We start from the raw sequence: 8,962 nt of genomic DNA on the forward strand, positions 1-8,962 counted from the left end.
TTTGCCCGAGTGATAGAAAGTATCAGGGTGCCTCTTATCTACCTCCAGCTTCCCCGTCCAGTTGGAAAAATATGCAATTTTATGCTGCTGATGTTCTGGGTCAATCCAGTAGACAGTGACACTGTGATCTGCAAGGTAGTCACGGAGGGCTTTTGAACAGATACCCGTCATGGCGCTTGCTATCCGTTTTTTTTGTTCGCCAGAAGCCGGTACCACTGTTTCTGAGGTAGTATCCTCAAGGAAGGTTCTGAGATTGTCGTATGAGCTTATGGTATCTAATTTGGCAGCAACCTTGCCTTCTTCAACATGTATGAAAAGCCCAATAACAATGTCGTTAAACTGAAGTTTAGGGGTCGGTATGGAGGACGCATTTCCGAGTTTCCTTTTGCCTTTTGGGTCATAGCCAGTATCAAAACGACTTCGTGGGATAGAAAAGGAATAGTGATGTCCATGCTCACTTGTGGTTGTATTGTTTTGTGTGAGTAAAGTCTCCTGTGAGGTCGTGAGCCTCAGGGTTACTTGATTTAATTGATCTGTGAACTTCCCCCAGTCACGAGATAACCCAAACTCCAGTATCTGATCAGGTTGAGATCTTAGAACAAACTTTTTTGCTACCGTCTTTTGCTTGATGGGAGACTCAAGGCTGAGAGTTGAAGCAAAGCTATAAACTTTGGCTTCTTCCAGTCTCATCGTCGATATATGGAAAGTCGCATCTGTGGAACTGTCTTGATCGTCAACCTTCAACAGATTGTGGGGAACAGCCAGTATCTTGCCTTGATAGCGTTCGTCCTGTAGACCATTTGGAAAAAACCATATATCTATACTGTAACGCCCCCCATTGCTCCAATCATGTTTCACGACAGAGAAAGCGACCCGGGTTTTGAAGTAGCTGCCAGGAGGGTAACCCGTTGGGGAGCGAAAATCTTCATACGTTATCTCTGAATACTGATGCCCCTGATATTCGCTACTTGTTGAAACAGAAATATCGCCTACGTGCTGTACTCGATATTTTTGCTGGCCAACTTCAAGGTACTCTGTCCCGGCAGCGTCACTATAAACGGGGGGAGGCTCTGGCTGTCCGTTATACTCCTCCTCATCATCCACTAATCGGGTGTATTTTTTTTTGAACTTGCCTTCACTGCTGCCGTAAGCAAAAGAACACAAGGCTGCAATCAATGAAAAGAATAAAATTTGAAACGTCAGCCTTTGTCGAATACTTTCGCTATTAGACAGTATCGAAGGAAACATAACTCAAGCACCATTGTGTATGATGGTGCAGCAGTATAGTTACTGGTCTTGATCATGACCTGTTGCTTAAGGCTATACGCACTTCTTATCAGGCCGGTTTGCGAAGTTTGAGATAGCCTAGGCACCCCGCCAATGCTATTGGGCAGACTCCGATTACAATAAACACAACATCACCTGGCAAGCGCAACCACTCGTACAGGCGAGGCCATTCCTGCCCGGTATATTCCAGACTACGGGCATGCCAGTAACCGTTATCTAACACATCCAGCAGCTGCATAACCCCTCCGGGAAACAGGCTAAGAAACAACATCAGGAACATGCCGATATTCAGCCCCCAAAAGGAAATGCGAACATACTTTTCAAGCTCTTTCCATATGACATCTGTAGAGATTTGTCTGAGGCAGAACACCATAAGCCCAAGTGCCAACATGCCAAACACTCCCATCATGGCGGCATGACCATGGTTCGGAGTGAGCTGGGTGCCCATCTCGTAATAACTGACAATGGGCAGATTGATAAGAAAACCAAAAACACCGGCCCCCACAAAATTCCAGAACCCGACGGCCATTAAAAACATAAATGTCCATTTATGGGGAATGGAGATAACCTGCCCAGTGGCTTGAGCCCGATTTTTTGTGACTTTTATGAAGTCCCAGGCATCAAGGGTAATCAGTGTGAGCGGTACCACTTCCAAAGCCGAGAATGCGGCGCTGAAAGCCATATTCATATTGGTGTGACCGGTAAAGTACCAATGATGACCCGTACCAATTAACCCCCCGCCAAAATAAAGAATGGCATCCAGGTAAATCACTCGTGTTGCAGTGACCTTGCGCACAACCCCCAGGCGAAACAGGATAACGGCCACCAGTACAGTCACGAACAACTCAAAAAAGCCCTCGACCCACAAGTGAATAATCCAGAAGCGCCAAGTATCGACTATCGAAAAATGGGTCTGTCCGTCAAAGAACATAGCTGGCAGGTAGAATACGGGAATGGCCAGTGCAGACAGGATAAACAGGTAACTCATTTCCTTACTGGATTTGTCCTTGAATGAAGGCGCAACCGCGCGCAGCACAAGGAAAAACCAAAACAACAACCCTGCCGCAAGCAGAATCTGCCAGAAGCGCCCGAGCTCAAGGTATTCCCAGCCTTGATGGCCAAACCAGAACCAGTTATCCGTTATAAACTGCAGGGAACCAAGCCACTCGCCCGCCATACTGCCAACCACCACCACAACCAGAGCCCAGAACAGAAGATGAATGCAGAAAGACTGGAGTTTGGGTTCATGCTCTCCCAGTACCGGAGCCAAAAACAGTGCTCCAGCTACGTAGGCAGTGGCTATCCAGAAAATCGACAGTTGCAGATGCCAGGTTCTAAGAATGTTGCTGGGAAGGACATCGGAAATATCGATCCCGTAAAAGCTGGCCGGGTCAGCCCGATAATGGGCTGTTGCTCCGCCCATCACTACCTGCACGAGAAACAGCAGACCAACGACAGCAAAATACTTAAGGATTGCACGTTGGCTGTCAGTTATCTCCCCCGGTATTAAACCGGGGAATATATGGCTGTCGTCGTTTTCTCCACCCCAGCCAAGGTAATCAAACCGGCCAAAAGCCAGTAGAACGGCACCAATACCGCCTAACAGGAAGACAAGGCTGAGGGCACTCCATAGCAGGGTCTGACCTGTAGGCAGGTTGCCCACGCTGGGGTCGTAAGGAAAATTATTGGTGTAGGAATAATCTTCGCCGGGGCGGCTTGCAACGGATGCCCAGGATGTCCAGGCAAAGAAGGCAACCAGCTGCCTTAACTCTGCCGGATCGCGGATATAGTTTGCCGGCAGGCCTCCGTTGTTTTCCGGACGGGCAAAATAGTTTGTCCAGTCATCGATTTGCTGAAGAAAGGCATTCACTTCTGGCGGGGTAAATACCAGTGTGTCATCCGAGGGGGTGTATCTGTTTACCTTTAAGGTTGCGACAACGGATGCATCAACCAGTGTGCGTTCCGGAGGGCTCAGGTACTGCTGCTCTTTACCAAACTCGACCTTTGCCGTGTAATCCTGTACCGCTTCAGACACGTAGTGGAGGTACTGGGCCGAGTAGTCCGGGCCAAGGTAACTGCCATGCCCCCATATCGTGCCATTATCCATCAGAGCGTGTCTGAGAAAGACTTCCTGCCCGGCTTTGATGTCGTTGCCGGTAAATAAGACTTCACCGCTTTGGTGCACAACCTTTCCCGGTATGGGGGGAGCGTCGTGGTGAACTTTGACAGTGATAATGCCAAGGACGGTGAAACCAAACACCATTACAAAGAGCAGGGCGATGCGCCAGCGTGTGAATGACACGGGCTGTGAGGCATCATCAGGCAGGGTTCGTTCAGACATGAGACATCCTTCAGGCACGATAGGATAACGGCAAAGCTGTCGAGCGAGGGAAGACGACATCTGTAGCATAAGAGAGGTTTCTGAATGTGCAAGTTGCAATTTGTGTGAAAAGCGCCCCTGCTGTAAGGTGTCTTTTTCTATTTTTGACTTCGATGTCCAGAGAATTGTGGTGAATAAACCGGACTTATCCAACCCTTGGCACCTTCTCGCGTTTGGCTTTGGCAGCGGTTTGGCCCCCAAAGCGCCGGGTACCTTTGGTACTTTGGCAGCGATACCCTTCTATCTGCTTCTTCAGTATCTTTCTCTGCCTCTTTACTTGCTGGTTGTTGTTGTGGCTTCTGTCGTGGGTATAACCATCTGTGGGCGTACATCCAAAGACTTGGGAGTGCATGACCACGGTGGTATTGTCTGGGATGAGTTTTGCGGATTCTGGGTGACCATGATTGCAGCCCCCACCGGCTGGCTGTGGGTGGCTATCGGTTTCATACTGTTCCGGATGTTTGATATATGGAAGCCCTGGCCAATTGACCTGGTCGACAGGGAGATGGATGGTGGCTCAGGCATCATGGTAGATGACCTGATAGCCGGTGTTTATGCTCTTATCTGCTTACAGCTTCTGGCGTATTTTTTTCACTGACGCAAGCGTATCTCGTTGGGATAAAAAGAATGATAAAACGAGCGACTTACCTTTCTCTTTTGCTGGCAGTGAATGTTCAGGTTCAGGCGAGTGTCACTGTAAACGTCGTTGGCCTGTTTCCTGATGCTGCGGTCATAGTTGTAGATGGACAGCGGCACTTCCTCAAAACGGGGCAGAGCAAAGATGGTATCAAGCTGGTGTCTACCGGTAACAATAATGCCGTTGTGGAAATCAATGGAAAAAAACAGACCCTGAACCTGGGGCGTGAACGAGCAGATGGCTTTACAGCTGCTCCCCAAAAGAAAGACGCTTCACTGATTCGAAGCAACGATGGCCACTACTGGGCCAACGGCAAGATCAATGGCCGCACTGTACGTATGGTCGTGGATACCGGCGCATCGGATATCAGCCTGAGTGAGGCTACAGCCAAACAACTCGGCATCTCCTACCGCAACGGCACACGGGCCCGTTACCAAACGGCCAATGGCACAGTGGTGGGTTATCAGATCACCCTGAGCAGCGTCACGGTTGAGACAATTACCCTGAATAATGTGAAAGCTTCGGTGGTGCCCAGCAATCATCCAATCTTGCTGGGTATGAGCTTTTTACGGGAAGTTGATATGCGTGAGCAGGGGAATATGCTCTACCTTGTGCCACGTTATTGAGGTGTTACCTTATAACATTTCAGGCTCGCCTGATGGCAGAACCACTGATACAATGCCTGCCCATGACCAGTAGTTGAGGAATGTCGAGTGTCAACCGTTTTCGTGGCAGCATCCAAACTGCCCACCCCCCATGGCACTTTCACCATGCACGGATTCCAGGATAATGCGACCGGAAAGGAGCACCTGGCGCTGACCATGGGAAATGTAGGGAACGGTGAACCCGTTCTTGGCCGAATCCATTCAGAATGTCTGACCGGTGACGCATTTGGCAGCATGCGCTGCGACTGTGGCCCCCAACTGGAAGCAGCCATGGCTGCTGTCGCAAAGGAAGGCCGGGGTATTATTCTATATCTGCGTCAGGAAGGCCGCGGTATTGGCTTGCTCAACAAGGTTAAAGCCTATGAGTTACAGGATCGCGGTGCTGATACTGTAGAAGCCAATGAACAGCTGGGCTTTGCTGCTGATTTGCGTACTTACGACATGTGTGGAGTGATGCTGCGTCACCTGAGCATCACCAAAATGCGCCTGATGACTAACAACCCTCGCAAGGTAGATGCCATGAAAGGGTTGGATATCGATATTGTGGAACGTGTTCCCCTGCAAACGGGTCAGAACCCTCACAACGAGCGTTATCTGGAAACCAAGGTTGTTAAGCTGGGTCACCTGTATAACAACGCTTGATTGAGAAGCTGTTTGTTGGGTTACGTTTCGCTAACCCAACCTGCGGCTGATTAAACTCAGAATATTCTCAGCGGTTACCCCACACTGCTTCAGCTGATCCGCTTTGTTGCCATGGGCAATAAACTGATCAGGAATGCCAAGGTTCACCACTTCGGTATCAAAGCCTTGTAACAGTGCCGCCACTTCTTCTCCAATGCCTCCTTTCACCGCACCCTCTTCCAGCGTAATCAGCAGGGAATGCTCCTCTGCCAGCTGTTGAATCAGAGCTGTATCCAGAGGTTTTACAAAGCGCATATCCGCCACAGTCACATTCGCTTGTTCTGCAACACCCAGAGCCAGTTTAGTGAGTGGACCAAAGCCGAGAATGGCGACAGATTGTCCATTACGCAAAATGCGCCCTTTACCCATCTCCAGAGCAAAATCATGGCCGGACAGCAATGCTTCCTGAGCCGGGCCCCTGGGATAACGCACCGCAGCTGGCCCTTTGTAGTCGTAACCAAAAGTCAGCATCTGATTCAGTTCCAGCTCATCGGATGGCGCCATAAGCACCATATTGGGAATGGCTTTTAGCGCGGCGATATCGTACAGGCCGTGGTGGGTCGGACCGTCTTCCCCCACAAGCCCGGCTCGATCCAGCGCAAAGAGCACATCCAGATTTTGCAGGGCGATATCGTGAATCAGCTGATCGTAACCCCGTTGCAGGAATGTGGAGTAAATCGCCACAACAGGTTTCATGCCTTCGCAGGCCATTCCCCCTGCCAGTGTCACAGCATGTTGTTCCGCAATGGCTACATCACAGTAACGCTCAGGGAACAGCTCTGAGAACTGCACCAGATCCGATCCTTCACGCATAGCCGGGGTAATGCCAAACAAGCGTTTATCTCTGGCGGCTGTGGCACAGAGCCAGTGGCCGAAGCGGTTTGACCAGCTGGGTTTCTTAACCTTTTCCGGTTCGTTTTCACCGGAGACTTTAGCGACTGCGTGATACTTAACCGGATCAGCTTCCGCTTCTGGCAGGCCTTTGCCTTTACGGGTGACGACATGCAGAAGCCTGGGGCCAGGTTGATTCTTCAGACGTTCCAGAGTGTCCAGCAGAGCAGGGAGGTCGTGGCCGGAAATTGGCCCTGCCATGGTCATGCTGTGATCTTCAAAACGAACCACGGGGTCTTGGGCTGGAGCCCGGCCGGAGGTAGCCTGAATGCCCCGCAGATAACGGGCCAGCATGCCTACGCTGGGGGAGATGGACATATCGTTATCGTTCAGAATCACCAGCAGGTTAGCCTTCATGCAGGCGGCGTGATTCAAAGCTTCAAACGCTTGTCCGGCGGTCATGGCTCCATCGCCAATCACGGCTATGGCCTGCCGGTGCTCCCCTTTGGCCCGAGCTGCCATCGCCATGCCCAGAGCGGCGCTGATGGAGGTGCTGGAATGCCCGGTACCAAAGGCGTCGTAGGGGCTTTCTTCCCGGGATGGGAAACCACATAATCCATCTGTTTGCCGCAGGGATGTCATGGCCTCTTTGCGACCTGTAAGAATCTTGTGGGGGTAACACTGGTGGCCCACATCCCAGATGAGTCTGTCGTCCGGCGTATCGAAGAGGTAGTGCAGGGCGATAGTCAGCTCAATAACGCCTAGCCCAGCCCCGAGGTGGCCGCCGGTCTGGTAGACCGAAGATGTCAGAAATACCCGCAATTCCTGTGCAAGCTCCGGGAGTTGCTCCGGCTTGAGCTTGCGCAGGTCTGAGGGGTAGGAAATGGAGTCCAGCAGGGGCATCTTCGGTCAGTGATCTCGTTCGACGATGTAGTTAGCCAGAGACTGCAGGTGCCTGACTGGATTCTCGGTATGGGTATTGAGTGTCAGGGAAAGGGTATTCAGTTCCTTCAGAGCCGTATCACGCAATTCAAGAGCAGTAGCCTGAGCACCTTCCAGCCCCAACAGGGATACGTAGGTGTTCTTGCCCTGGGCAATATCCGCCCCCTGGGTTTTACCAAGTACTTCTGTGGAGGCCGTGACATCAAGAATGTCATCCTGTACCTGAAAGGCCAACCCGATAGCCTCGGCGTAGCTTTCCAATATTCGGGTTTGCTGTGCCGTTGCTCCAGCTGCCAGTGCACCCAGTGTGCAGGCCGCTCTAATCAGTGCACCGGTTTTGCAGTTATGCAGTTCTTTCAACTGTTCAAGAGTGAGAGTTTTCCCTGTGGACTGCATATCCCGAGCCTGCCCTTCAATCATGCCGTTGCAGCCAGCGGCTCTGGCGAGAGTTAGAGTTTGCTCAATGCGCACATCGGCTGGGAGTGTGGGGTTGTCAGCCAGCACTGCAAAGGCGAGAGTCAGCAAGGCATCACCGGTGAGGATGGCGGTGGCTTCATCAAAAGCCTTGTGGCAGGTGGGGCGGCCTCGGCGCAGGTCGTCATCGTCCATGGCCGGAAGGTCATCATGAATCAGAGAATAGGTATGAACCAGCTCCAGTGCACAGGCGGCAGGAAGTGCTTTCTCCCCATCACCACCCAGTGCCTCGCACACGGCTCTCACCAGCATAGGGCGAACCCGTTTGCCGCCAGCCAGCGTGGAGTAGGCCATGGCCTCTCGCATCATGTCGTTTTTTACAGAGGCCTTTTGAAGCAGCCCCTGTAACCCCTGGTTTGTCCACATCTGACTGCAGGACAGAAACTCGGAAAAGTTCATGGGTTGGCGTCGGTCTGATCGAAGGGTTGGGTTTCCAGTTTGCCGTCTTTTTCAAGAAGAATGCGTACTTTCTGTTCAGCGTCTTCCAATGCCTTCTGGCATTCGCGGGTCAGGCCAATACCTTTTTCAAAAGCTTTGAGAGATTGCTCCAGGGGAAGATCACCGGATTCCAGCTCACGAACCGTCTGTTCCAGCTCACGCAGGGAGGTTTCAAAGGCAAAGCCTTGTTTGTCAGCTTCAGGCGTATTGCTTGCCATAGCGGGCCTTTATGTAGGTGTTTGGGGATGAGGTATACCAACGGGAGAACAGTACCCGAGAGGGGGAAAACCGTCAAACCAGCCCAGACTGCTTCATCATTGATGTGTGGGTGGACTTTTTGCCTTCGGGCTGGCCGTTACTTTTTGCCATTTCTTTCTGCAAAATCCTTAAAAATCATGCCGTTATAAGGGCTTGTAAACTGTTTTCGTTGTGCCAGATAGGGGCAGGTTGTCGCAATTCTACTCATGGTATCAGACACATTGGTATAGGTTTTACTCGATAGCGCAGTTTTTAATAGTTGACGCAGATGAGAGGTTTGTCTGCTGAAACGCATGGCCCCAGCGTTCTTGGGCATGCTCTTTTTCTTCAAATGTCCGCACAACGGATCGTTTGAATGTCATAACTCTT

Annotated in this window: 9 protein-coding genes; 3 read left to right on the top strand and 6 right to left on the bottom strand. The window is 51.1% G+C overall.

The features are described from left to right. The coding region (locus E1189_RS16060) for a hypothetical protein (protein WP_196221478.1) at window positions 1-1,248 on the bottom strand (1,248 nt) is incomplete at its 3' end. Between the two features lie 88 nt (window positions 1,249-1,336). Continuing rightward, complete coding sequence (locus tag E1189_RS16065; protein WP_155161425.1) at window positions 1,337-3,628, bottom strand: nitric-oxide reductase large subunit; 2,292 nt, start codon at window positions 3,626-3,628, stop codon at window positions 1,337-1,339. Window positions 3,629-3,797: 169 nt separating this feature from the next. Between E1189_RS16065 and E1189_RS16070 the strand changes: the two genes are divergently transcribed. From E1189_RS16070 to ribA, 3 genes are all read left to right on the top strand, one after another. Continuing rightward, window positions 3,798-4,265, top strand: coding sequence for a phosphatidylglycerophosphatase A family protein (locus E1189_RS16070; RefSeq protein WP_329602082.1), 468 nt, complete (start codon window positions 3,798-3,800; stop codon window positions 4,263-4,265). Window positions 4,266-4,294: 29 nt separating this feature from the next. Then, entirely contained in the window at window positions 4,295-4,930 is a 636-nt protein-coding gene (locus E1189_RS16075; RefSeq protein ID WP_155161430.1) for a retropepsin-like aspartic protease family protein, read from the top strand. Between the two features lie 87 nt (window positions 4,931-5,017). Beyond that, window positions 5,018-5,611, top strand: a complete 594-nt coding sequence (gene ribA, locus E1189_RS16080; RefSeq protein WP_329602083.1) for a GTP cyclohydrolase II — start codon at window positions 5,018-5,020, stop codon at window positions 5,609-5,611. 30 nt (window positions 5,612-5,641) lie between these two features. Here ribA and E1189_RS16085 read toward each other — a convergent pair whose 3' ends face one another. From E1189_RS16085 to E1189_RS16100, 4 genes are all read right to left on the bottom strand, one after another. Then, window positions 5,642-7,384, bottom strand: a complete 1,743-nt coding sequence (locus tag E1189_RS16085; protein WP_155161433.1) for a 1-deoxy-D-xylulose-5-phosphate synthase — start codon at window positions 7,382-7,384, stop codon at window positions 5,642-5,644. 6 nt (window positions 7,385-7,390) lie between these two features. Beyond that, window positions 7,391-8,263 carry a polyprenyl synthetase family protein gene (locus E1189_RS16090; protein ID WP_155161436.1) on the bottom strand — a complete coding sequence of 291 codons (873 nt, stop codon included), beginning with the start codon at window positions 8,261-8,263 and terminating at the stop codon, window positions 7,391-7,393. A gap of 29 nt (window positions 8,264-8,292) precedes the next feature. Then, on the bottom strand, window positions 8,293-8,553 hold the full coding sequence (locus tag E1189_RS16095) for an exodeoxyribonuclease VII small subunit (protein ID WP_155161438.1): 261 nt from the start codon (window positions 8,551-8,553) through the stop codon (window positions 8,293-8,295). A 137-nt stretch (window positions 8,554-8,690) separates the two neighbouring features. Next, window positions 8,691-8,909: a hypothetical protein gene (locus E1189_RS16100; protein WP_155161440.1), complete on the bottom strand. Its 219-nt coding sequence runs from the start codon at window positions 8,907-8,909 to the stop codon at window positions 8,691-8,693. Between the last annotated feature and the right edge of the window lie 53 nt (window positions 8,910-8,962).

Origin of the sequence: Parendozoicomonas verongulae (assembly GCF_009711465.1) — a bacterium.
Classification (GTDB): domain Bacteria; phylum Pseudomonadota; class Gammaproteobacteria; order Pseudomonadales; family Endozoicomonadaceae; genus Sansalvadorimonas; species Sansalvadorimonas verongulae.